The sequence below is a fragment of the Brevundimonas variabilis genome (assembly GCF_014199945.1).
Classification (GTDB): Bacteria; Pseudomonadota; Alphaproteobacteria; order Caulobacterales; family Caulobacteraceae; genus Brevundimonas; species Brevundimonas variabilis.
In genome coordinates this window covers 167,610-191,494 of record NZ_JACHOR010000005.1, presented here as the reverse complement: position 1 = coordinate 191,494, position 23,885 = coordinate 167,610, and the positions used below count along the sequence as shown (strand labels likewise).

The window sequence follows — 23,885 nt, the reverse complement described above, 5'->3', positions numbered from 1 at the left end:
TCCTTCAGGATTTCAGCCGGTAGCCGGTCTTGAACATCCACCATACGACGCCAAGGCAGGCGAGGAGGAAGCCGAATGTCGCAGCCACGCTCCAGACGATGCCAACGTCACCCGAGCCGTAGAAGCTCCAGCGGAACCCCGAGATCAGATAGACGACCGGATTGAACAGGGTGATCGTCCGCCAGACGGGCGGCAGCATGTCGATGGAATAGAAGGACCCGCCGAGGAAGGTCAGCGGCGTGATCACCAGCATCGGGATCATCTGCAGCTGCTCGAACCCGTTGGCCCAGATGCCGATGATGAAGCCGAACAGGCTGAAGGTCGTCGCTGTCAGGATGAGGAAGGTCAGCATCCAGACCGGGTGCAGGATCTGCAGCGGCACGAAGAACGCCGCCGTCGCCAGGATGATGAGCCCCAGCACCGCCGACTTGGTCGCCGCTGCACCCACATAGGCCAGCACGATCTCGAAGGGCCCGACCGGCGCAGACAGGATCTCGTAGATCGTCCCGGTGAATTTCGGGAAATAGATGCCGAACGAGGCATTGAAGATCGACTGGGTGAACAGGCTCAGCATGATCAGGCCGGGCACGATGAAGGCCCCGTACGGCACGCCGTCGATCTCGGTCATGCGCGAGCCGATGGCCGAGCCGAAGACCACGAAATACAGGGCCGTGGTGATCACCGGCGTCACGATCGACTGCCAGACGGTGCGCAGGGCCCGCGCCATCTCGAACCGGTAGATGGCCCAGACGCCATAGGCATTGAAACCGGTCATGCCGCCTTCTCCTGTGACGAAGACTGGTGGACCAGGCTGACGAAGATGTCCTCCAGCGAGCTCTGGCGGGTGTTCAGGTCCTTGAACCCGATCCCCAGCGCCTCCATCCGGCGGATCAGCGACGGCACGCCCGTGTCCTCGGCATTGGCGTCGAATTCGTACTGCAGTTCATGTCCGTCCGCGATCAGGGTCGGGTTCCACTCCGCCAGCTCGGCCGGAACCGCCTCCAGTGTCTCGATCAGGTTCAGCGTCAGCGTCTTGCGACCCAGCTTCTTCATCAGCGTCGTCTTGTCCTCGACCAGGATCAGCTCACCCTTCAGGATCACGCCAACCCGGTCGGCCATCTCCTCGGCCTCCTCGATGTAATGGGTGGTCAGGATGATGGTGACGCCCCTGTCGCGCAGGGTCCGGACGAGGGCCCACATGTCGCGTCGCAGCTCGACATCCACGCCCGCCGTGGGCTCGTCGAGGAACAGGATTTCCGGCTCGTGGCTCAGCGCCTTGGCGATCATCACCCGGCGCTTCATGCCCCCCGACAGGGTCATGATCTTGTTGTCCTTCTTGTCCCACAGGCTGAGGTCGCGAAGGATCTTCTCGATGAAGGCGGGATTGGGTGCCCGGCTGAACAGACCCCGGCTGAAGGTCACGGTGGCCAGCACGGTCTCGAAAGCGTCGGTCGTCAACTCCTGCGGCACCAGACCGATTCGGGTCCGCGCCTCGCGGAACTGGGTCTGGATATCGTAGCCGTCGGCCAACACCGATCCCGTGGTCGGATTGACGATTCCGCAGACGATCGAGATGAGCGTCGTCTTGCCAGCCCCGTTCGGTCCCAGCAGGGCAAAGATTTCGCCCTTGGCGATGGTCAGATCGACGGGTTTCAGGGCCTGAAGCCCGGACGCATAGGTCTTGGTCAGCCCCTGGATCACGATGGCGGGGGCGTTCGGGGATGTCGTCATGCGATACCTGCGTCCACGGCTCGTGGCCGCGCGCTGAATATGGCGACAACCCGGCAGGTCTCAAGGCCGGCGTGAATTTGCTTGCGACCGGTGGTGCCGCCCCTCCTGACCGCTCATCCCGGCGAAAGCCGGGACCCAGTGCCTTTTCAGGCGCAGATACCCTCGCGCGCACCCGCTACGCCCTGACCAGCCCAGAGAAGGGGGTCCCGGCTTTCGCCGGGATGAGCGTAATGAAATGGACTTCTGCCCCTCACAGTCCCCGCGATCCGACCGAATGAAATCAGCATCTTGCAGAAATCGGCACAGCCCGAGCCCGGCACGCTCCGAAACCGTGCGATCGTCTCGCTGTCCCGAAGGCCCGGAGGGCGGATCAAGACGATCGAGACGATCACGACTGTTTTTTCCGCACTCCCGACCCACTCATCCGGCTTTCGCCGTTGGAAGCGGTCAGGAAGGGCGGGACGTCGGGGCGCGGAGCCTTTCGTCACATGACGAGTTCCAGCCATCCTGAACGGATGCCCCATGACCCGACTCGCCGTCCCGAACCCTTTTTCCCGAACCAGCCCGACCGTCGACAAGGTCGTCCAGCTTGTGGCCCGGTTCGGCTACGGTGCGCGAGGGTTCGTGTATCTGTCCATCGGCCTGCTGACCCTGATGGCTGCGCTGGACATGGTGGATTCGTCGGTGGGCACCGGCGGGGCCGTCGGGGCTCTGGCGCGGCAACCGTTCGGCCGCACCTGGCTGATCCTGCTCGGTCTGGGCCTCTGGGCCTTTGTGCTCTGGCGCGTGCTGCAGGCCGTGTTCGACGCCGATCGCGAAGGCACCCGCCCCAAGGCGCTGATGTTGCGCGCCGGTCAGGCGGTCAGCGGGCTGTTCTATGGCTTGCTCGCCGCCACGGTCTTCGAATTGCTGGATGAGGTCGGAGCCGATCCCAGCGCAGACGATATTGCGGAAAACCAGCAGAAGGCGTCCATGGTGCTGGACCTGCCCTTTGGCGACTGGCTGCTCATCGGAGTCGGGCTCACCATTGCCAGCGTTGGCATTGGCAATATCCTGAAGGGCATCGGGGCAGATTTCGGCGAGGACCTGGCCTGTACGCTGGAGCAGAAGCGCTGGTTCACCGTGATCGCCCGGGCAGGCTATGTGGCCCGGGGTCTCGCCTATCTGCCGCTGGCCCTGTTCGTCGCCCTTGCCGGCCTGCGGGCCAGGGCGGAGTCCGTCACCAGTTTCGGCGCGTCGCTGGATGCCCTGGAGGCCCAGCCGGGCGGATCGTGGATGCTGGGGCTTACGGCGCTTGGGCTCATGGCCTTCGGGGCTTTCGCCTTCGTCGAGGCGCGGTTCCGGCGTATCCGTACGCCCGACCTCAACCCGCTCAACGGATGAGGCGTGGAACGCGACGATCAACCGCGTCCGATGGTGGAACAGATGACGTATCTGCGATCTAACTTGGCTTCAGACCGGAACAGAGCATGACCTTTCGCGCCCTCGCCATCGCCGCCATCAGCCTCCTCAGCCTCGGGGCCTGCGTCACCGCCCCCTCACCGTCGGAAGTGCGCGCCCCCCAGCCGCTGAAGCCGATCGAGATTTCACGCTTCTATGAGGGACGCTGGCTCGAAATCGGCCGCCTGCCCCTTCGGCTGACAGACGGCTGCGTGGCGGGAGCCACGATCTACACCGAGGCCACGCCGGAGCGGGTGGCCGTGCGCGATACCTGTCAGGTGGGCACACCGCAGGGCAAGGAGCGGGCGATCACGGGATCGGGTGCGATCATGGACCCCGGCACCAACGCCAAGCTCCGCGTCCGCTACCTCGCAGGTCTGATCACCTGGGACTACTGGGTCCTGGACCGGGCCGACGACTACAGATGGTTCATCTCGGCCGACCCGACCTTCGACAAGCTCTGGATCTATACGCGTGACGTGCCCAGTCCAGCCGAACTCGCCCGCCTGGTCGATCGGGCACGCGCGCTTGGCTACGACACCACACGGCTCGAGTTCCCCGAAACCGCCCCGCAATGAGGTACGTCATGCGCTCTCCGAACCGTGCGGTCCTGATTTCGGCCGCCGCCCTGACGCTGGCGGCCTGCGGCAGTGGTCCGGCGCTTGATCCCTCGGCCGGGTTCGGAGCCAGTCCGCAACTGCCCGAGCCTCGGAAAGGCCTCGTACCGACCGTCAAGATCGCGCCCGCTGTCGGGTGGCCAGTCGGCCAGATGCCGACGGCGGCCCCGGGATTTTCCGTGAATGCCTTTGCGACAGGCCTGGACCATCCGCGCTGGATCTATCCCCTGCCCAACGGCGATGTGCTGGTCGCTGAGTCCAACGCGCCGCCCAAGCCCGAGGACAAGAAGGGCGGGATCCGCGGCTGGGTCATGCGCCAGGTCATGGGCCGTGCCGGTGCCGCGGTACCCAGCCCGGACCGGATCATCCTGCTGCGTGACGCCGACCGTGACGGGACCGCCGAAACCCGCTCGGTCTTCATGCAGGACCTGACCTCGCCCTTCGGCATGGCGCTGGTGGGTGATCGCCTGTTCATTGCCAATGCCGATGCGGTGGTCGCCGTGCCCTATGTCACGGGCCAGACCCGGATCGAGGCGACGCCGGTCACCCTCAGCCCCTTGCCCGCAGGACGCAATCACCACTGGACCAAGAGCCTGGTCGCAAGCGCTGACGAATCGAAGCTCTATGTCGGCGTGGGGTCGAACTCCAATGTCGGCGAGAACGGCATGGACGAGGAGGTCGACCGTGCCGCCATCCTCGAGATCGACGTCGCCACCGGAGCCCGCCGCCTCTATGCCTCGGGTCTTCGCAACCCGGTCGGCATGGACTGGCAGCCGGACAGCGGCATGCTGTGGACGGCCGTCAACGAACGCGACGAACTGGGTAACGACCTCGTCCCGGACTACATGACCTCGGTGACGCCGGGAGCCTTCTATGGCTGGCCTTACAGCTACTATGGCCAGACGGTGGACACGCGGATCAAGCCCGCAAGGCCCGACCTCGTCGCCCGCGCACTGAAGCCCGATTATGCCCTGGGCGCGCACACGGCCTCGCTGGGTCTGACCTTCTACCAGGGTGCCAGCTTCCCGGCGGCCTATCGCAACGGGGCCTTCATCGGCCAGCACGGGTCGTGGAACCGCAACCCGCCGTCCGGCTACAAGGTGGTCTTCGTGCCGTTCACGGCCGGAAAGCCTTCGGGCCCACCGCAGGATATCCTGACCGGCTTCCTGAACGGGGACGGCGAGGCCCTGGGTCGTCCGGTCGGCGTCGAGACCGACCAGACCGGTGCCCTGCTGGTCGCCGATGATGTCGGCAATGTGATCTGGCGCGTGCAGGCCAGTGGACCGGGGGCTGTCACCCGACGCTGAAGCCCCCGGCCTCGACCCGGACGAAGCTCGCGCGGGTCCCCAGATCGCCGAACAGCGACGCCTCGGTACCGGTCATGAAGGCCTGAAGGTCGAGGGCAATGATCTCGTCGAACAGCGCCGCTCTCCGTGGGGTATCCAGATGGGCCGGGGCCTCGTCCAGAAGCAGGACCGGACGCGGTGATCCCGCCATGCCCAGCCGCGCGACCTGGGCGAGGATCAGGTTCAGCACCAGCGCCTTCTGCTCGCCCGAGGACCCCTCTGCAGCCGGACGGTTCTTCTCGCGATGAAGCGCGGTCAGGTCGGACCTGTGGGGTCCGTACAGCGAACGGCCTGCCGCCGCATCCCGGCCGCGGGACCGTCGCAGCCCCTCGCGGATCGTCTCCGATATCGTTTCGGTCGTTGCACCCTCGGCTGCCAGCGCCTCGGCCTCACCGGTCAGCGACAGGTCGGCCTGCGGGAAGGGTCGATCGGCGCGGGCGTCGATCCCGGTCTGCAGGGTCTTGAGGGCTGCGGCCCGGGAAAGCGCGGCGCGGGTGCCGGTCTCGGCCAGCCGAAGCTCCAGCGCATCCAGCCAGAGCGGGTCGGCCTCGCGCCCCTCCGCCCCGTCGACCAGCAGCCGCAGGCGTTCCCGGAGCGCCTTGTCATAGGCCGAGACCACCGCCGCATGCGCGGGCTCGGCGGCGAAGACCAGCCGGTCGAAGAATTTCAGCCGCTCGGCCCGGGCGTCGGAGAACAGCCGGTCCTGCTCCGGCGTGGCCCAGACCGGCCTCAGATAATCCAGCAGGCGACCGGGGGCGGTGGTCTCGCCCTCGATCCGCACCATCCGCCGGCCGGCACCGGCGGTCTGGACCCCGGTGCCTAGCCGGACCGGGTCATCGCCGGCGTCTGCATCCGGGGCTTCCAGCGTCAGGGCCACGGCCCAGGCCCGTCCGACCGCTTCGCCGGGCTCGCGTCGGCCCATCTCATGGGCTGTCGCCCCGCGCAGCCCTCGACCCGGTGTGAACAGGCTCAAGGCCTCGAGAAGATTGGTCTTGCCCGCTCCGTTCGGCCCGTGCAGCACGACGGGTCCCGGGCCGATCGCCAGGGTCGCGGCCGCATAGGAGCGGAAATCGGTCAGGGTCAGGCGGGTGATCAAGGCGGACGAAATCTCATGCGACGAGGCCGGTCGCTGACGCGCGCCGGATCAGGCCCGCCGCATTCCAGCCGGGCTCTGATCCCGGTCAGCGGACAGGCGGGACCCCGCTCTCGGCATCGGCGGAATCGCGATCCATGTCCACCTCAACCGCTCCGCCTTCAGCCCTCGCCGTTCGCAAGCCGGCGTCAGTTGTCGGCCGTCACCTGCCGCTGGCCGAAGGTTGGGGCGCGTTCCTTCTGCTCGGCCCAGTAGGTCGGGCCGTCGTCCGGCTTGAACATGGTTCGGGCTGTCCCGTCGCGCGCGACGACGGCAAATGTGTTGGTCGAGGCCTGATACAGAAGGGTGTCGCCATTCGGCCGACTGACCTTTTCGACCCCGGCGGGCGGGTTCTTGGTGAAGGCCTCGACCCTTGCCACGAAGTCCTCGGGCGAGCGGGCCCCGAAGTCCGCCCCGTTCCGCTCATAAAGCCGCAGGATCTTGGCATCGACGGTTTCGCGTCGATTGGCGGTGAGGACGGTCGGCTCGGGCAGAGCCCTGGCCGTCAAGGCGTCCGGGTTTGCCGCGTTCGAGATTACGGCCACATCGGCGACCTCGGGCGAGCGGTCGCGAGTCGCGACGGCCGATGGCCCGTTGTCACATCCGCCCAGCACAGCAAACACCGCCACCCCGGCGACGATGAAAAAGTCACGACCAGCCATGCCCTGCAGTCTCCCGTTAAACCTGTGAAACAGATTTATGCACGTCGATTTCGTTGCTGCAATGTTCTTTTCAACTTTAACGTCAGGCTCGACGCACGCGGGCGTGCTCGCTAGGACGGGCCTCATGTCGAACGATGCCCTGATCCATCGCAAGATCCTGCTGATCGTCGGCGGCGGTATCGCAGCCTACAAGGCGCTGGAGCTCGTGCGGCTGATCCGCAAGGCGGGCGGCGAGGTCCGGGCGCTGCTGACCGCCTCAGGGGCCGAGTTCGTCACCCCGCTGTCGCTCGCCGCCCTGACGGGCCATCCTGTCCATCAGGCGCTGTTCTCGCCCGAGGATGAGACGACGATGGGCCATATCGAACTGTCGCGCTGGGCCGATCTGGTCGTCGTCGCTCCGGCCACCGCCGGACTGATCGCCAAGGCAGCCAACGGGCTGGCCGACGACCTGGCGTCCACGACCCTGCTGGCGACCGACAAGCGGGTGCTGCTGGCTCCGGCCATGAATGTGCGGATGTGGCTGCATCCCGCGGTCCAGGCCAATGTCCTTCGGCTCAACACCTTTCCCGGCGATCACGCCATGACGCTGGTCGGGCCGGATGACGGCGAAATGGCCTGCGGCGAGTTTGGCCCCGGCCGCATGGCCGAGCCGGCAACGATCCTTTCCGCCATCGAGGCCCTGCTGATACCGTCCGTCCGTCCATTGTCCGGGCGGCGGGCCGTCGTCACCGCCGGCCCCACCTTCGAGGCCATCGACCCGGTGCGGGGCCTGACCAACCGGTCTAGCGGCAAGCAGGGCTATGCGATCGCCGCAGCCCTCGCCGAGATGGGGGCCACGGTCACACTGGTTTCGGGCCCCACCGGTCTGCCCACGCCACGCGGTGTGGATCGCGTCGATGTCGAGAGCGCCATCCAGATGCAGGCTGCCACGGTCGCCGCCCTGCCGGCCGATGTCGCCGTGCTCAGCGCGGCCGTGGCCGACTGGCGGGTCGACACCGTCGCGGGCGGCAAGATCAAGAAGGGTCCCGGGGGGCCCCCGACCCTGGCCCTGATCGAGAACCCGGACATCCTGGCCGGGATCGCGGCACCCGGCCCTGACCGCCCTCGCCTCGTCATCGGCTTCGCGGCCGAGACGACGGATCTGGAAGCCAATGCCCGGGCCAAGCTGTCGCGCAAGGGCTGCGACTGGATCGTCGGCAATGACGTCTCGGATGATGTGTTCGGCTCCGACGGTAACGCCGTCATTCTGGTCAACCGGGCCGGGACAGAAAGCTGGCCCCGCCAGTCAAAGGCCGACATTGCCCGCGCCCTGGTGGCGCGCATCGCCGACCATCTGGCCATCACTGCCACCGGGACCTGACATGACGACCTTGCAGATCCAGCGACTGCCGCATGCCGAGGGGTTGGCGCTGCCGGCCTATGAGACCGCCGGATCGGCGGGCATGGACCTGCGAGCCGCCGTGCCGGAGGACGCCCCGCTGACCCTGCAGCCCGGCGCGCGGATGCTGGTCCCCACAGGTCTCAAGATTGCGCTGGAACAGGGCTGGGAGGCTCAGGTCAGGCCACGCTCGGGGCTTGCGCTGAAGCATGGCATCACCTGCCTGAATTCGCCGGGGACGATCGACAGCGATTACCGTGGCGAGGTGGGCGTGATCCTGATCAACCATGGCGCAGACCCATTCGTGATCCGGCGCGGCGAGCGCATCGCCCAGATGGTCATCGCCGCCCACGCCCGGGCGATCGTTGCCGAAGTCGAGGGTCTGGACGAGACCGCAAGAGGGACCGGCGGCTTCGGCTCGACCGGCCGCTGATCCGGACCGGCGCAAGGGCGCCACGCTCGGCACCAAACCGTAACAACCGCTGTTCGGCATCTCGCCAGCCGTTGACCGGGTCGGACGCCTTGTCCATCAGGGTGTCGGATCTCATCCCCTAGACGGAGTACATGTGACCATGGGCCTGGCGGCAAACATCCGACGCGATCTGAGATTCGCCGGTGGCCTGCGCCGTCTGCTGTCCCGGATCAAGCCGATCCAGCTGGACGGCAAGGATCTGGTCTGCGACGACTTCGAGGAAGCTGTCGACAAGTTCGGCGACAATATCGCCATCGTCGACGACCGTGGCTCGCTGACCTATCGCGAGCTCGACAGCCTGGCCAACCGGTATGCCAACTGGGCGCGCGCGCGGAACCTGCGGCGCTCCGATGTGGTCGGCCTCGTGATGACCAATCGCTCGGATTATATCGCCGCCTGGATGGGATTTTCGAAGGCCGGGATCGCGACCGCCCTGATCAATACCAACCTGACGGGCCGCTCGCTGGCCCATTGCCTGAACATCGCCGGCGTGGCCCAGGTCGTGGCGGACGAGGACTGCTGGCGCTGCGTCGAGGACGCGCGGCCCTTCGCGGACAAGCCGCTGATGCTCTGGGTGCTCGGACTGTCAGAGGCCGACGAGGCCAGCACGCGGCGCAGTCTCGACAGCGCCGTCCGCAGTGCCTCCTCGGTCCGGCCGGCACGCCAGGTCCGGGACGGTCTGACCAATCGCGATACAGCCCTGTACATCTACACCTCGGGCACCACCGGCCTGCCCAAGGCTGCACGCATCCATCATGGCCGGGCGCGCACCTATATGCGGGCGTTTGCCGGAGCCACGGCTGCCACGGCCAAGGACCGGATCTTCAACGTCCTGCCCCTGTATCATTCTACAGGTGGACTGGTCGGTATCGGCCCGGCCCTGCTGAACGGCGGGCGGGTGATCGTCCGTCGGAAATTCTCGGCCTCGAGCTTCTGGAGCGATGCCCGCGAGAGCGGGGCGACCATGTTCGTCTACATCGGTGAACTTTGCCGCTACCTCGTCAACTGCCCGGAGCACGAGGACGAGCGCGCTCACAAGCTTCGGCTGGCTTTCGGCAACGGCCTTCGGCCTGACGTCTGGCCCGACTTCCAGAGCCGGTTCGGCATCCCCGATGTTCTGGAGTTCTATGGTTCGACCGAGGGCAATGTCTCGGTCTTCAATTTCGACGGCAAACCGGGTGCCATAGGGCGTGTGCCCTGGTTCCTGAAGACGCAGGTCAACATCCGGCTGGTCAAATTCGACATCGACACCGAACTGCCGGTTCGCGCGACAAACGGACTGTGTCTCGATGCGCCGGTGGGCGAGATCGGCGAAGCCATCGGGGTCATCAGCAACGACATCCGCCACGACTTTTCCGGCTATGCCGACAAGGCCGCCTCCGAGAAGAAGATCCTGACCGACGTGTTCGCCAAGGGCGATCGCTGGTTCCGCACAGGTGATCTGATGCGCCAGGACCGTGAGGGCTATTTCTATTTTGTCGACCGGATCGGCGACACCTTCCGCTGGAAGGGGGAAAATGTCTCCACGTCCGAGGTCGAGCAGCAGCTCAGCGAGGCCCCCGGAATCTCCGAAGTGATCGCCTATGGTGTTCCCGTTCCGGGCACCGACGGCAAGGCGGGCATGGTCACCGTCCTGGCAGACGGCAAATTTTCGGCCCGGGCCTTTGCCGATCACGTGGACCAGGCCTTGCCCGTCTACGCCAGACCGGTCTTCGTGCGACTGGCCAAGACGCTGGAGACCACGGGCACGTTCAAATACCGCAAGGTCGATCTGGTCGCCGACGGCTTCGATCCGGACAAGGGGACGGGCATCGTCTATGTGCGTGGTGGGAAGAGCGGCTATCAGAAGCTGACACCGGACGCGCACGCCGCCATACTGGCGGGTGACACCCGGCTCTAGCGCCCGCCCGCCAGACGGACGGGTCACGGCGCACGTCGGCCGGCTTCAACCTCGCCTTAAGCATTAATGGCCATGGTGCGCTGCGCACGTCTGCGCTGCCCGGGCATCCTCATGTTTCAGATCATCGGCATCGTCATGCTCTTCGGCATGGTCTTCGGCAGCTATCTGCTGCACGGCGGCAAGATGGACGTGATCATGTACACCCTGCCGTACGAGATGATGGCCATCCTCGGCGCCGCGGTTGCGGCCTTCCTGATCTCCAACAGCCTGCCCAATATCAAGGGCACCCTGGGCGGTCTGGGCAAGGCGTTCGCCGGTCCGAAATGGAAGAAGACCGACTACAAGGATTTGCTCAGCCTGCTGTTCGCGCTGACCAAGACGATGAAATCCAAGGGCGTCATCGCCCTCGAAAGCCATATCGAGAAGCCGGCCGAGTCGACCATCTTCCAGAAATATCCCCGCATCATGAAGGACCATTTTGCCATCGACTTCATCTGCGACACGCTGCGGATGATGACGATGAACCTCGAGGACCCTCACCAGGTCGAGGACGCGATGGAAAAGCAGCTCGAAAAGCACCATCACGAGGCCGCCGGTCCGCCCCATGCGCTGCAGGCCATGGCCGACGCCCTGCCGGCGCTGGGCATCGTCGCGGCCGTTCTGGGGGTGATCAAGACCATGGGCTCCATCACCGAGCCGCCGGAAGTTCTCGGCGGCATGATCGGCGGGGCCCTGGTGGGAACGTTCCTGGGCGTGTTCATGGCCTATGGCCTGATCGGTCCGCTGGCGGCGCGCCTGCAGGCGATCGTCGATGAGGAAGCCGCCTTCTACAAGATCATCCAGTCGGTCCTGATCGCCCACCTGCATGGCAATGCGGCCCAGATCTCGGTCGAGATCGGCCGCGGCGACATCCCGTCCACGGCCCAGCCCTCGTTCGCCGAGATGGAAGAACATCTGTCGGCGACGCCGGTCGACGCATAAGGTTTTCCCGGCTCCGCGCCTCACACCTGTAACCGGACCGATCACGAAGCCGTAACCCTCTCGACGGACGACCGCGCATTCTGCGTCGGCGACGTTGCGCGCGCGGATGATCCACGCGCGCGATTCTTTTCGAGGGGAACTTCATGTCCATTCGCCACCTGTTCGTCGCCGTCGCCGGGGTCGCTGCCCTGTCGGTCGCCGCCTGTTCGCCCGCCGAGGAAACCAAGACCGAGGACGCCATGGCACCCGCCGAAGGCGCGATGGCTCCGGCTGACGAAGCCATGGCTCCTGCTGCCGAAGGCGCGATGGCCGCTGACGGTGCCATGGCCGCAGAGGGTGCCGCTGCTGCCGACGGTGCCATGGCTCCGGCCGCTGATGGCGCAATGGCTGCGGACGACAAGATGGCCCCTGCGGCTGACAAGATGGCTCCGGGTCAGTAGAAACCGCGTCCAGGCGACCCGCGCCGGACGGCCGGCCGGGTCGCTTTCCTTCCGTCGATCACGCTCGATCACGGTTTCGTGAGATAAAGCTTGCGATTTGGCTCACGAAGTCGTTATCTGGCGCTGCGAGGATTCATGCCCTCGTTTGACCCCCTTCTGAAGGATAACACTCATGCGCATCGTCGCTCTGATGGCCGCTTCGGCCGCCGCCCTGGCCCTGGTTGCTTGCACCCCCGCCGCTGAAGACAAAGCTGAAGACGCATCGACGGAAGCTGCTGCTGCCGCCGAAACCGCAACCGACGCTGCTGCCACGGCAGACGCCGCTGCAACCGACGCTGCTGCCGCCGCTGGCGAAGCTGCCGACGCTGCTGCCATGGCTCCTGCTGCCGACGCCGCAATGGCCCCGGCTGCCGACGCCGCTGCTGCTCCGGCTGCCCCGGCTCACTCGAACTAAGCCTTACGGCTTGAACGAGCACGATGGCCCTCGGGTCATCGCGGAAAGGGGTCGCTCCGGCGGCCCCTTTTTTCGTGCCCGCACCGCAGGCCAGGGTGTAAGCGCATCGGCGATGTCCGAAGCCGCGCCGTCTCCTGCCGACCGTTCGCCCCAGCTGGTCTGGGCTGATGACGGATCGCCGCGGTCCGGGCGCTTCGACGACGTCTATTTCTCGACCGACGACGGCCTGGCCGAAAGCCGCGCGGTCTTCCTCGCCGGTTGCAGTCTCCCGGAGGCCTGGGCAGGCCGCAAACACTTTACGGTCGCCGAGCTCGGATTCGGGACCGGCCTGAACATCATCGCCCTGCTGGATCTGTGGACACGGTCCGGCCCTTCGGGCGGCCATCTGCATATCGTCTCGGTCGAGGGGTTTCCGGTGTCGCGCGAGGAAGCCGCCCGGGCGCTGGCGAACTGGCCGGAAGTGGCGTCCGTTGCGCGACACCTGCTCGACGCCTGGCCCGCCAGCCAGCCCGGGTTTCATCGCGTCGACCTTCCCGACCTGAATGCCACGCTGGACCTCATGGTCGGTGACGCCGCCGATGTTCTGGGCCGCTGGTCGGGTCAGGCGGACGCCTGGTTCCTCGACGGATTCTCGCCCGCGACCAATCCCGGCATGTGGTCGCAAACCGTGCTGGACGCCATTGCCGCCCGGTCCGCACCCGGAGCCCGGATCGCGACCTTCACCGTCGCCGGAGCTGTCCGCCGGGGGCTGAACGAGCGAGGGTTCGTCGTCGAGAAACGTCCCGGCCATGGTCGCAAGCGCGAACGGCTGGAGGCTTGCCTCCCGGGGTCGAAGCCCGCCTCCGCACCCTCCAAACGGGTCGCCGTGATCGGCGGGGGGATCGCGGGAGCCGCCCTGTGCCGGGCCCTGACGGCGGCAGGCCAGACCCCCCTGCTGGTCGAGCGCGAGGCTCCGGGCGCGGCAGCATCGGGCTTTCCTGCGGCACTGGTCACTCCCCGCCTCGACGCCGGAGACAGCGTCATCGCGGGGCTCCATGCGCAGGCGCTGGAACGCGCCGGAGACCTTTATCGCCAGATCCCGGAGGCCGTGACCGCCGAATCCGTCCTGCAACTGGCTCCGGCGCCTCGCGACCCGGCCCGATTCGCCAAAATCGCGACCCAGACCCTCTGGCAACAGGATGCCATGGTGCCTTTTGGCCCGGACGAAGCCTCGGAACGCCTGGGCGAGCCGGTCGATGCGTCCGGCCTGCTGATGCACGCAGCCTTCGCCATCCAGCCCCGACCGATTCTCGAGGCCTGGCTGGAGGGGGTGGAAAAGGTGCGCTGTGACATTGCCCGGATCGAGCCGGCTGTTTCGGGCTGGATCCTGCGCGATGCCGGAGGGCAGGCTGTGGTCGAGGTCGATGCCGTCGTCATCGCTTCCGGCTGGGGGACGGCGGCCCTGCTGCCCTCGCTTCCACTGGCCCCGGTCCGTGGGCAGGCGGACTGGGTCTATGGCATAGCGCCCATGGCCACAGCCTGGGGCGGCTATGTCGCGCCGTCACCGACCGGTTTTCTTTACGGTGCGACCCACGACCGGGACGATGTCGGGACCGACGTCCGGCCAGAGGACAGCCTGCGGAACCGCGCGACCCTGTCCGCACGCCTGCCTGAACTGGCCAAAGGCCTGACCGGCAGCGAAGGTCAGGCCCGGGCCGCGATCCGGGCGACCACGCCGGATCGCCTGCCGATCTGCGGGCCTGTCGAGGATCGTCCGGGGCTATGGGTCCTGTCCGGTCTCGGGTCACGGGGCTTCTGCCTCGCCCCGCTGCTGGCCGAGCATCTGGCGGCGATGATCGCCGGCACGCCCTCGCCCCTGCCGACGGACTATGCCGACCGGCTCAGGCCTTCGCGGTTCCCGGCCCGCCCGACCTAGGCCTTTGGCTCGGGCTGGGCATAGCCGAGGCGCTGGTTCAGCTTCTCGATCAGGTCGATCGCCGTCTCGGCGATGACCGAGCCGGGCGGGTAGACGGCAGCCGCCCCCATGTCGATCAGGGTCTGGACGTCGCCGGGCGGGATAACCCCACCGACGGTGATCATGATGTCAGGCCGTCCCAGCTTCTCCAGCTCGGCCTTCAGCTCAGGCACCAGCGTCAGATGTCCTGCTGCCAGCGAGGATGCCCCGACAACATGGACATTGTTTGCCACGGCATCGCGCGCGGCCTCGGCCGGGGTCTGGAACAGGGGGCCCGCCACGGCATCCAGGCCGAGATCACCATAGGCGGTGGCGATCACCTTCTGGCCCCGGTCGTGGCCGTCCTGACCCAGTTTGGCGATCAGGATCCGCGGCGGACCCCCGTCATTCTCGACGAAGGCGGCGACCATGTCGCGCGCCCGGCTGATCTTCGGATTGGATCCGGCCTCGCGGGCATAGACCCCGGTCACAGTCTGGACGGTCGCCACATGACGCCCGAAGGCGGCCTCGAGGGCGTCCGACATCTCGCCGACTGTGGCATGGGCCCGCGCGGCCTGAACGGCCAGTTCCAGCAGATTGGCCGACCCGCGCGCCCCTTCGGTCAGGGCCGACAGGGCGGCCTGCGTCTTCGTCTCGTCCCGCTCGGCGCGCAGCTTCTGAAGCTTCTCGATCTGCCGGGCCCGGACCTCGGCATTGTCGACCTTCAGCATCGGGATGTCGTCTCGGGTGTCGGACAGATAGCGGTTCACCCCGACCACAGTCTGCTGGCCCGTATCGATCCGGGCCTGGGTCCGGGCCGAGGCCTCCTCGATCCGCAGCTTGGGCACGCCCGCCTCGATCGCCGCAGCCATGCCGCCGAGGCCCTCGACCTCGGCCATCAGGACCCGCGCGCGTTCGGCCAGTTCATGGGTCAGGCGCTCGACATAGAAACTTCCGCCCCAGGGATCGATGGTGCGGGTCAGGCCCGTCTCCATCTGCAGCAGCAGCTGGGTGTTGCGCGCGATCCGGGCCGAGAAATCGGTCGGCAGGGCCAGAGCCTCATCGAGGGCATTGGTGTGCAGACTCTGGGTCTGCCCCCCGGCGGCGGCCATGGCCTCGACCATGGTCCGGGGCACATTGTTGAACACGTCCTGCGCCGCCAGCGACCAGCCGGAGGTCTGGCAGTGCGCCCGCAGGGAGAGGGACCGCGCGTCCTTCGGCTTGAACTCTTTCTGCACCGCCTCGGCCCAGAGCAGCCGCCCGGCGCGCAGCTTGGCCACCTCCATGAAATAGTTCATGCCGATGGCCCAGAAGAAGCTCAGGCGCGGCGCGAACCGGTCGACGTCCATCCCCGCCGCGACTCCCGCCCGGATGTATTCCAGTCCGTCGGCCAGGGTGTAGGCCAGCTCGATGTCGGCCGAGGCTCCGGCCTCCTGCATGTGATAGCCGCTGATCGAGATCGAGTTGAATTTCGGCGTTTCCTGCGCCGTCCAGGCAAAGATGTCGGCGATGATCCGCATGCTGGGGGCCGGCGGATAGATGTAGGTATTCCGGACCATGAACTCCTTGAGGATGTCGTTCTGGATGGTCCCGGTCAGGGCGGCGTGCGGCACGCCCTGCTCCTCGGCGGCCACGACATACAGAGCCAGGATCGGCAGCACCGCACCGTTCATGGTCATGGACACGCTCATCTGGTCCAGCGGGATGCCGTCGAACAGGGTCCGCATGTCCAGGATGGAGTCGATCGCCACACCGGCCATGCCGACATCGCCGGCCACCCGGGGATGGTCGCTGTCATAGCCCCGGTGCGTCGCCAGATCGAAGGCGATCGACAGCCCCTTCTGACCCGCCGCCAGATTGCGGCGGTAAAAGGCGTTCGAGGCCTCCGCCGTCGAAAACCCGGCATACTGCCGGATCGTCCATGGATTGCCCGCATACATGGTCGGATAGGGCCCGCGCACATAGGGGGCGAGGCCGGGCAGGCCGTCGACGAAGTCCAGTCCCGTGCGGGCTTCCGGGCCATAGGCGGCGGCGACCGGAATGCCCTCGGGCGTCAGCCAGGGGTCGCGCGGCAGCGACGGGCCGGCAGGCGCGGTGTCCAGCGCGATCTTCGAGAAATCGGGGAAACCGGTCATCGGGCCATCTCCGTCTCGGGCGTCTCGAAGGCTTCGGCGAAGCGGACAGGGCTCAGGGATTCGCATCGATCCCCGCCGGTGCCGACGGTGACGGAGGCCGCCGCTTCGACGGGAGCCTCGCGCACATCCGGATCGACGAATTTGGTCACCCCGACCAGATGGGCGGCACCCTTCTCATAGGCTGCGACTGTCGCTGCCCGCGCGGTGGCCACGCGGGACTGGATCGTGCCGGCCTTCAGGGCCGCGATGACGCCGCCTTCGGCCTCGATCGCCTGAAAGGCCGCCCAGCCCGCCTCGGCCAGCTGACGGGTCCGGCTGTCGAGGAACCAGGACCCGGCGGCCGGATCATCCACCCGCCCGATATGGGCCTCTTCCATCAGCACCAGCTGGGTATTGCGGGCCTGTCTGCGGGCAAAGGCATCGGGGCGACCCCGGGCCCGGGTGAATCCGTCCAGCACAACGGCATCCGCACCCCCGACCGCCCCGGCAAAGCCCGCCGCCGTCAGGCGCAGCAGGTTCGGCCAGGGATCCCGCTCGCTCAGCATCCGGCGCGACGACCGCGCCTCGATCCGTGCCACCATCTCGTGGCCGAACGCCCGGCTGATCGAGGCCCAGATCAGCCGCATCGCCCGGACCCTGGCCAGGCTGTCGAAATATTCGGCGTCCACCGACACCCCGAGCACCGTGCCCCGCAGCGCCGCCTCGACCGTCATCCCGGCATCGACTGCGGCACGGGCATAGGCGATGGCACAGGCGGCGGCGAAGCCCAGTTCCTGACCTGCGGACCCTCCGGCCTCGTGCACGACCCGGCCACTGGCGAGAAAGAACGTCGCCTCCGGATAGGCCCCCGCGTGGCGCGCCGCCGTATTGGCCGCGAGCGAGACATGCTCCCCGATCGACCGGGGTGATCCGCCCGCCCCGGCGAAGGCCGAGATCGGGTCGAGATGGAACATCAGCCGAGCGCGCGGCGATCCCTTGGCCGCCACCGCCAGCGCATTGGCCGCATCCGGCCCGCGCAATCCGGCATCCAGAGCTACCGGCGCCAGCTCCATCGCCACCCCTGCCAGGGCCCGCCCCAGCGGTTCGGAATCGTCCAGCACCGTCCCCGACAGGATCACCGAGGCCGCGCCGCCTTCGAGGTCTGCGAGCACCGCGGCATTCACGGCCTCCGGGTCCTCGCGTTCCACCCGGGTCCGCAGATCCCAGGCCCGTTCGTCCGCATCCGACCCCCGTGGTGCCGACAGGGCCCCGGTGCCATTGGCCTCGGCATAGAGGGGCAGCACGGCCAGGCCGTCGGCATCCAGATGCACCAGGCTCTCGATCGGGCGGTCCTTCAGGGCCTTCTGGGCCAGATCACGCCAGGCGGCAGGGGTTGGGACAGGAAAGGTCTCGGTCATGTGCCCCTAATGCGTCCACTCGCGCCGGGGGTCCAGACCCGAACGCGGGCGTCAGGCCTGGCCGAGGCAGCGCAGGGCGACTTCCAGATTGCGCAGCCCGTCCTCGCCCGTCACCGCCGGGGTCTCGCCGGTGCGGATCGCGTGGGCGAAGGCTTCCAGCTCGCGCTTCAGCGGCTCGCTGGGCCAGCTGTTGACGGCGCGGGTCTGGTAGCTGCCGTCCGGGGCCTGGCCGAAATACTCGGTCACCTGGCGCGTGATCAGGTCGGCGACGACGAATTTGCCCTGGGTCGCGACCTGCAGGGTCCGGACCTTGTAGGGGGTCACCCAGTTGGTGGTGATGTGGGCGATGACCCCGTTTTCCATACGGAACTGAAGCAGGGCCGTGTCCTCGCGCTCGGCACGGGTGCGGGCCAGCTGCGGCTGGACCTCGGCCACTTCGGAGCCGGTGAGGTGCCGGATGATGTCGATGTCGTGCACGGCCAGATCGATGACCACGCCCACCTCGCCCATGCGCGGCGGGAACGGTCCGACGCGGGTGATCTGGATCGAGATGACCTGTTCGTCAGCAATGGCGCGTTTCACGGCCTCGACCGCCGGATTGAACCGCTCGACCTGACCGACCATCAGGACCCTGTCATTGGCCCTGGCCGCGTCGATCATGCGACGGGCATCGGCCACGGTGGCGGCGATCGGCTTTTCGACCAGCACATGGACGCCCCGTTCCAGCAGGGCGACGCCGAGGTCGGCATGGGTCCGGTTCGGGGTCGAGACCACCGCCGCATCCAGCCCGGCATCGACAAAGGCCTCTGCCGTCGTCACGGCCGTCGCGCCATAGACATCCGCGACGCCCTGGGCCGTGACGGCATCCATGTCGAAGACGTGGGTCAGGTCATAGTCGCGCAGATCGGCCAGCACGCGGGCGTGGTTGCGCCCCATGACGCCAACGCCGGCGACGCCGACACGCAGGGGGGGATTCGGGTTCGAGGTCATGCCCCCCTTTACGCCCTCCATCGGAGCCTGCGAAGGGCCTGCGCCGACAGAGGGAACGGCGTGACCTAGTTCCGGCCCGGGCGGCGCGTCGGGTCGGTCAGGCGGAACAGGCTGGCATCCAGACCTGACGCCGGCGTCAGGGTGGTCAGCTGGGTGCGCGTACGTCCCCCCTGGGCATCGGTGATGGTCCACTCCTGCAGACGCACCGGATTGCCGGCAAAGGCCAGGATGACCGAGCCTTCGTTCGGCTTGCCCTGGTCCCGCGCCGTGATCGCGAACGCCCCCGACTGCATCCGGGTCACGCGGTCGATGCGGACACCCTGATCCAGCCGCACATTTCGCGCGAGGAAGGTCGACAGCGGGGTGGCGCTCAGCGGCACCTGCTGGAAATTGTTCAGGCGCGGATCATAGCGTTTGACGTTGTTGCCATCCGACACGACCAGCAGCCCGGCCGGGTCGGTATATTCGAACCGCATCTTGCCCGGACGCTGGATCCAGAAGCGACCGGTCCGGCGCTGGCCACCCGGGCCGGTCTCGACGAAATTGCCCTGGGCCGTCGTCATGTTCTGCAGATAGCTCTGGGCCTGGGCCAAGGTCGCGCGGTCGGCGGCCGACAGGCTGGACTGGGCGGCGGCAGGCAGGGCGGACACGGTCGCGATGGCGGCAAGGCCGAAGCCGAAAGTACGGCGTGAAGCGTTCATGGTCAGTCTTTCTCCTCCGTCGTCCCGGGCGGACCGGGAAGCGGGATCGTGGGTCAACGGTGACGTTCTGGCCCTGCGGCTTGTCGGTCCTATGACCCCAGCCTGACCATATTCCGGCGACGGGATGAAGCCATGTTCAGCTTTCCGGTTCCCCGGACGTGCCTTTACATCGGTGGCGGAGCCGCCAGGATGTCGCGCTTGCCGGCATGGTTGGCCTGGCTGACCACGCCTTCCTGCTCCATCCGCTCGATCAGCGAGGCGGCGCGGTTGTAGCCGATCTGCAGCCGCCGCTGGACATAGGAGGTCGAGGCCTTGCGGTCGCGGGTGACCACGGCCACGGCCCGGTCGTACAGGTCGTCGCCCGATCCGCCGCCCCCGCCGCCTTCGTCCATGACTCCGTCGCCATCGCCATCCGGGTCGTCGGTGATCAGGTCCAGATAGTCGGGCTCGGCCTGGGCCCGCAGATGTTTGCAGACGTCCTCGACCTCGGCATCGGTCACGAACGGACCGTGCAGGCGCGTGATCCGTCCGCCGCCGGCCATATAGAGCATATCGCCTTGGCCCAGCAGTTGCTCGCCGCCCTGTTCGCCCAGGATGGTCCGGCTATCGATCTTGGAGGTGACCTGGAAGGAAATCCGGGTCGGGAAATTGGCCTTGATGGTGCCGGTGATGACATCGACCGAGGGCCGCTGCGTCGCCATGATCAGGTGAATGCCCGCAGCCCGCGCCATCTGGGCCAGGCGCTGGACGGCGCCTTCGACGTCCTTGCCCGCGACCAGCATCAGGTCGGCCATCTCGTCCATCACCACGACCAGATAGGGCAGAGGCTCGGGCCGGATCTTTTCGGACTCATAGACCGGGCGACCCTGGTCGTCGAAGCCGGTCTGGACCGTGCGCTCGAAATGCTCGCCCTTGGCCTGGGCCTCGCGCGCCCGCTCGTTGTAGCTGGCGACATTGCGCACCCCCAGCTTGGACATGCGGCGATAGCGGTCCTCCATCTCCCGGACCGTCCATTTCAGGGCCACGACGGCCTTCTTCGGATCTGTGACCACGGGGGCCAGCAGGTGCGGGATGCCGTCATAGACCGACAGCTCCAGCATCTTGGGGTCGATCATGATGAAGCGGCACTCGGCCGGCGAATGACGGTACAGGATCGACAGGATCATGGCATTGACCCCGACCGACTTGCCCGAGCCGGTTGTGCCCGCGATCAGCAGGTGGGGCATCCGGGCCAGGTCGGCGACATAGGGCTCGCCGCCGATCGTCTCTCCCAGCGCCAGTGGCAGCAGGTTGGACGGCTTGTCATATTCACCGGAGGCCAGCAGGTCGCGCAGATAGACGGTCTCGCGCTTGGCATTGGGCAGTTCGATACCGATGGCATTGCGACCCTGCACCACACTGATGCGGCAGGCGCGGGCCGACATCGAACGGGCGATGTCGTCCGACAGGGCGACAACGCGCCCGTGCTTCACGCCGGCGGCCGGGACCAGTTCGTACAGGGTGACGACCGGGCCCGGGCGGATCTGGTCGATCGATCCCTTTACCCCGAACTCGGCCAGCACGCCTTCCAGCATCTTGGCATTCTGTTTCAGCGCCTGTTCGTCGACGCCACCCACCCGGGCCGTCGGCTTGGACAGGATGCCGAGCGGTGGCAGGTCGAAGGCTCCGGCCGGGCGGACGAATTCGAAGGCCGGCTGTTCGTCCTCGAGGGCCCGCTTCGAGGTTTTCGGGGCCTTGACCGGGGCGACGCGCGGCTCGTTCGCGGCGATGGGCGGGACCGGGGATGCGGACGGCGGCTCTGAGAGAAGCGCCTCCGGGGTCTCGTCCCATGGCGGAATGTCCGCGACCGGGGGCACGACGGGCAGATCGTCTTCGGGAAGCTCCAGCGCCGCTGCGCGCCGTGCAACCCGGGGCGCTTTGGCGGGACTGGCGCGGCCCGCGGGCGGTCTGGCTGCAGGTGCTGCCTTGCGCAGACCGCGGCTCCAGCTCAGGGCCTCGCCGAAATCGGAAATCCTCAGGCCGATGGCATAGCCGCAGCCCCACAGGCCCAGACCGGCAAACAGCAGGCCGCAGATTATGGCCCCGCCAGGGATCCGGAGGGCGGTCAGGCCTGCGACAGCCGATCCCGTGACCGCATCGCCCCATAGTCCGCCCAGACCGGTCGCCAGTGGCCAGGCCGCCGGAGGGGCCAGGGCCGACAGGGCCGCGGACACCAGCAGCACCCCGGCAAACGCCGACAGGGCCTTCAGCGGCGTGGGCTTCAGCCGCTGCTGGATGGCCTCGCCGATCGCGGTGGCCAGACCGAAGGCGACGATGATCAAGGTTGCAGGCCAGGCCGCCAGACCCAGCGACTGCATGAAGATGTCGGCGAACAGGGCGCCGTTGGCCCCCAGCCAGTTGGTCGCCGCCTGCCCGGATGCCGCGTTCAGGCTGGGATCCGCCGGGTTCCAGGACATCAGGGCCACAACGAGCAGAGTCGCCAGCAGGGCCTGCAGCACGCCGCGGAACCGCACCATGAAGGGCGCGTCCCAGATCACCCGGGCGCTCAGCCAGGCGCGCTGGCCGATGACGAGGACGGCAGACATAGAGGCACAACTCCGGACGGCAGGCGTTTGGTCCCTCTTTTTGCCCGGACAGGGTTAAGGGGGCATTTACCCAATCCCGCTTCCTGCCCGTGCGACCCCCTTGCCACTGGACGGCGAGGCACCGTGGCGCGACAAGTCCGGCATGACGACCCCCATGACCCATGACGTGATCATCGCCGGTGCCGGCATGGCCGGTGCGACCTTCGCGCTCGCGGCCGCCCAGGCCGGGCTGAAGGCGGTGCTGATCGATCCCCAGCCTTTTTCCGAACAGCTGGCTCCGACCTTCGACGGGCGTTCGACGGCGGTGGCCTTCTCGACGTTCCGGATGCTGGATGCTCTCGGTGTTGGCGAGGGTCTGCGGGCCCATGCCTGCCGCATGGACCATATCCTCGTTACCGATGGCCGCCGCCCGGGGGCCGCGTCCAAGCCCGCCTCGCCGGCCTATCTCCGGTTCGATGCTGCCGAGATCGGCGACCGGAACGGTGGAGAGCCACTCGGCTACATGGTCGAGAACCGCCACATCCGTGCTGCCCTCGCCCAGGCCGTGACGGCCGCCGGGATCGAGGTCCGGGCCCCGGCCGCCGTGGTCACGGTCACGGCAGACACTGCCGCTGCGTCCGTGACCCTGGCCGATGGTGCCATCCTGACGGCCCCCCTCGTCATCGGGGCCGAGGGACGCGGGTCGACGGTGCGGGATGCCGCCGGCATCGATACCGTGGGCTGGGACTACGGCCAGTCAGGCGTCGTTGCTACCGTGCGTCTCGGCCGGGACCATGGCGGGGTTGCCCACGAGTATTTCCTGCCGCGTGGCCCGTTCGCCATCCTGCCCCTGACCGATCGGCGGGCCAGCCTGGTCTGGACCGAGACCACCCGCGCTGCCGACGCCCTGGGCAAGGCGTCGGACGAGGCTTTCCAGTCGCACCTGATGCGCCGGTTCGGGGACTTCCTGGACGGGGCGACGGTCGAGGGGCCCCGGTTCGTCTATCCGCTGGGGCTGAAGCTGGCGACCCGACTGACGGCTCAGCGCATCGCCCTGATCGGCGATGCCGCCCACGGGGTCCACCCGGTCGCGGGACAGGGGCTGAACATGGGCCTGAAGGACGCAGCAGCCCTTGCCGAAGTTTTGGCCGACGCCGTCCGGCTGGGCGAGGATATCGGCTCGGAGCTGGTGCTCGACCGCTATGCGCGCTGGCGGCGGTTCGACAATGCGGCCCTGGCGGCCGGTTTCGACGGGTTCGTGCGGCTGTTCTCGACCGACCATGCACCGGTTCGGCTGGCGCGCGATCTGGGCATGGCCGTGGTCAATCGCGTCGGGCCCCTGCGTCGGGCCTTCATGCAGGAGGCCGGCGGCGCGACCGGCGACCTGCCGCGTCTTTTGCGGGGCGAGCCGGTCTAGTCGAGGACCCGCGCCTCGTCCGGCAGCATGATCGGCACGCCGTCACGGATCGGATAGGCCAGTTTTGCGCTCTTTGAGACCAGTTCATTGGCCGCCCGGTCATAGTCCAGCCGTCCACGTGTCACGGGACAGACCAGCACTTCCAGCAGGCGAGGGTCGACTGTCGAGGGGGTATTGAAGCTGTCGGTCATGGTG

21 protein-coding genes are annotated in these 23,885 nt (G+C 67.5%); 11 read left to right on the top strand and 10 right to left on the bottom strand.

Annotated elements, in window-relative coordinates; genetic code table 11:
• Positions 1-4: 4 nt before the first annotated feature.
• Both GGR13_RS14495 and GGR13_RS14490 read right to left on the bottom strand, forming a co-directional pair.
• Positions 5-775: an ABC transporter permease gene (locus tag GGR13_RS14495; protein ID WP_183214301.1), complete on the bottom strand. Its 771-nt coding sequence runs from the start codon at positions 773-775 to the stop codon at positions 5-7.
• Positions 772-1,731 (bottom strand): ABC transporter ATP-binding protein, encoded by a 960-nt coding sequence (locus tag GGR13_RS14490; protein ID WP_183214300.1) that lies wholly within the window; start codon positions 1,729-1,731, stop codon positions 772-774. The genes GGR13_RS14495 and GGR13_RS14490 overlap by 4 nt, the downstream gene beginning before the upstream one ends.
• A 522-nt stretch (positions 1,732-2,253) precedes the next feature.
• On the opposite strand from GGR13_RS14490, the gene GGR13_RS14485 reads away from it, so the two are divergent.
• From GGR13_RS14485 to GGR13_RS14475, 3 genes are all read left to right on the top strand, one after another.
• Positions 2,254-3,114 carry a DUF1206 domain-containing protein gene (locus GGR13_RS14485; protein ID WP_183214299.1) on the top strand — a complete coding sequence of 287 codons (861 nt, stop codon included), beginning with the start codon at positions 2,254-2,256 and terminating at the stop codon, positions 3,112-3,114.
• An 86-nt stretch (positions 3,115-3,200) separates the two neighbouring features.
• Complete coding sequence (locus tag GGR13_RS14480) at positions 3,201-3,749, top strand: lipocalin family protein (protein WP_183214298.1); 549 nt, start codon at positions 3,201-3,203, stop codon at positions 3,747-3,749.
• A gap of 8 nt (positions 3,750-3,757) precedes the next feature.
• A complete protein-coding gene (locus GGR13_RS14475; RefSeq protein ID WP_183214297.1) occupies positions 3,758-5,095 on the top strand; it encodes a PQQ-dependent sugar dehydrogenase in 1,338 nt (445 codons plus the stop codon).
• Here GGR13_RS14475 and recF read toward each other — a convergent pair.
• Together recF and GGR13_RS14465 are read right to left on the bottom strand one after the other, a co-directional pair.
• Positions 5,082-6,230 (bottom strand): DNA replication/repair protein RecF, encoded by a 1,149-nt coding sequence (gene recF, locus GGR13_RS14470; protein ID WP_183214296.1) that lies wholly within the window; start codon positions 6,228-6,230, stop codon positions 5,082-5,084. The two genes, GGR13_RS14475 and recF, sit on opposite strands and share 14 nt — an antisense overlap.
• A 185-nt stretch (positions 6,231-6,415) precedes the next feature.
• Positions 6,416-6,928, bottom strand: a complete 513-nt coding sequence (locus GGR13_RS14465; RefSeq protein ID WP_183214295.1) for an S-type pyocin family protein — start codon at positions 6,926-6,928, stop codon at positions 6,416-6,418.
• A 124-nt stretch (positions 6,929-7,052) separates the two neighbouring features.
• Between GGR13_RS14465 and coaBC the strand changes: the two genes are divergently transcribed.
• The 7 genes from coaBC (at position 7,053) to mnmC (ending at position 14,468) form a co-directional block, all read left to right on the top strand.
• Positions 7,053-8,288: a bifunctional phosphopantothenoylcysteine decarboxylase/phosphopantothenate--cysteine ligase CoaBC gene (coaBC, locus tag GGR13_RS14460; protein ID WP_183214294.1), complete on the top strand. Its 1,236-nt coding sequence runs from the start codon at positions 7,053-7,055 to the stop codon at positions 8,286-8,288.
• A gap of 1 nt (position 8,289) precedes the next feature.
• A complete protein-coding gene (dut, locus tag GGR13_RS14455; RefSeq protein ID WP_183214293.1) occupies positions 8,290-8,739 on the top strand; it encodes a dUTP diphosphatase in 450 nt (149 codons plus the stop codon).
• A 139-nt stretch (positions 8,740-8,878) separates the two neighbouring features.
• On the top strand, positions 8,879-10,678 hold the full coding sequence (locus GGR13_RS14450; protein WP_183214453.1) for a long-chain-acyl-CoA synthetase: 1,800 nt from the start codon (positions 8,879-8,881) through the stop codon (positions 10,676-10,678).
• Positions 10,679-10,789: 111 nt separating this feature from the next.
• Positions 10,790-11,659 (top strand): flagellar motor stator protein MotA, encoded by an 870-nt coding sequence (gene motA / locus GGR13_RS14445; protein WP_183214292.1) that lies wholly within the window; start codon positions 10,790-10,792, stop codon positions 11,657-11,659.
• A gap of 143 nt (positions 11,660-11,802) precedes the next feature.
• Positions 11,803-12,099 carry a hypothetical protein gene (locus tag GGR13_RS14440; protein WP_183214291.1) on the top strand — a complete coding sequence of 99 codons (297 nt, stop codon included), beginning with the start codon at positions 11,803-11,805 and terminating at the stop codon, positions 12,097-12,099.
• Positions 12,100-12,271: 172 nt separating this feature from the next.
• On the top strand, positions 12,272-12,553 hold the full coding sequence (locus GGR13_RS14435) for a hypothetical protein (protein WP_183214290.1): 282 nt from the start codon (positions 12,272-12,274) through the stop codon (positions 12,551-12,553).
• Positions 12,554-12,665: 112 nt separating this feature from the next.
• On the top strand, positions 12,666-14,468 hold the full coding sequence (mnmC, locus tag GGR13_RS14430; protein ID WP_183214289.1) for a bifunctional tRNA (5-methylaminomethyl-2-thiouridine)(34)-methyltransferase MnmC2/FAD-dependent 5-carboxymethylaminomethyl-2-thiouridine(34) oxidoreductase MnmC1: 1,803 nt from the start codon (positions 12,666-12,668) through the stop codon (positions 14,466-14,468).
• Here mnmC and scpA read toward each other — a convergent pair.
• The 5 genes from scpA to GGR13_RS14405 form a co-directional block, all read right to left on the bottom strand.
• On the bottom strand, positions 14,465-16,621 hold the full coding sequence (scpA, locus tag GGR13_RS14425; RefSeq protein WP_183214288.1) for a methylmalonyl-CoA mutase: 2,157 nt from the start codon (positions 16,619-16,621) through the stop codon (positions 14,465-14,467). The two genes, mnmC and scpA, sit on opposite strands and share 4 nt — an antisense overlap.
• Positions 16,618-18,018: a methylmalonyl-CoA mutase family protein gene (locus tag GGR13_RS14420; protein WP_183214287.1), complete on the bottom strand. Its 1,401-nt coding sequence runs from the start codon at positions 18,016-18,018 to the stop codon at positions 16,618-16,620. The genes scpA and GGR13_RS14420 overlap by 4 nt, the downstream gene beginning before the upstream one ends.
• Positions 18,019-18,069: 51 nt before the next feature.
• Entirely contained in the window at positions 18,070-19,008 is a 939-nt protein-coding gene (locus tag GGR13_RS14415; RefSeq protein ID WP_183214286.1) for a Gfo/Idh/MocA family protein, read from the bottom strand.
• A gap of 65 nt (positions 19,009-19,073) precedes the next feature.
• Complete coding sequence (locus GGR13_RS14410) at positions 19,074-19,709, bottom strand: LolA family protein (RefSeq protein ID WP_183214285.1); 636 nt, start codon at positions 19,707-19,709, stop codon at positions 19,074-19,076.
• 164 nt (positions 19,710-19,873) lie between these two features.
• A complete protein-coding gene (locus GGR13_RS14405; RefSeq protein ID WP_183214284.1) occupies positions 19,874-22,294 on the bottom strand; it encodes an FtsK/SpoIIIE family DNA translocase in 2,421 nt (806 codons plus the stop codon).
• Positions 22,295-22,436: 142 nt separating this feature from the next.
• Between GGR13_RS14405 and GGR13_RS14400 the strand changes: the two genes are divergently transcribed.
• The gene (locus tag GGR13_RS14400) at positions 22,437-23,690 is read left to right on the top strand and encodes a UbiH/UbiF/VisC/COQ6 family ubiquinone biosynthesis hydroxylase (RefSeq protein ID WP_183214283.1); all 1,254 of its coding nucleotides are present in this window, start codon (positions 22,437-22,439) and stop codon (positions 23,688-23,690) included.
• Here GGR13_RS14400 and GGR13_RS14395 read toward each other — a convergent pair.
• Entirely contained in the window at positions 23,687-23,881 is a 195-nt protein-coding gene (locus GGR13_RS14395; protein WP_183214282.1) for a Trm112 family protein, read from the bottom strand. The two genes, GGR13_RS14400 and GGR13_RS14395, sit on opposite strands and share 4 nt — an antisense overlap.
• Positions 23,882-23,885 lie beyond the last annotated feature (4 nt).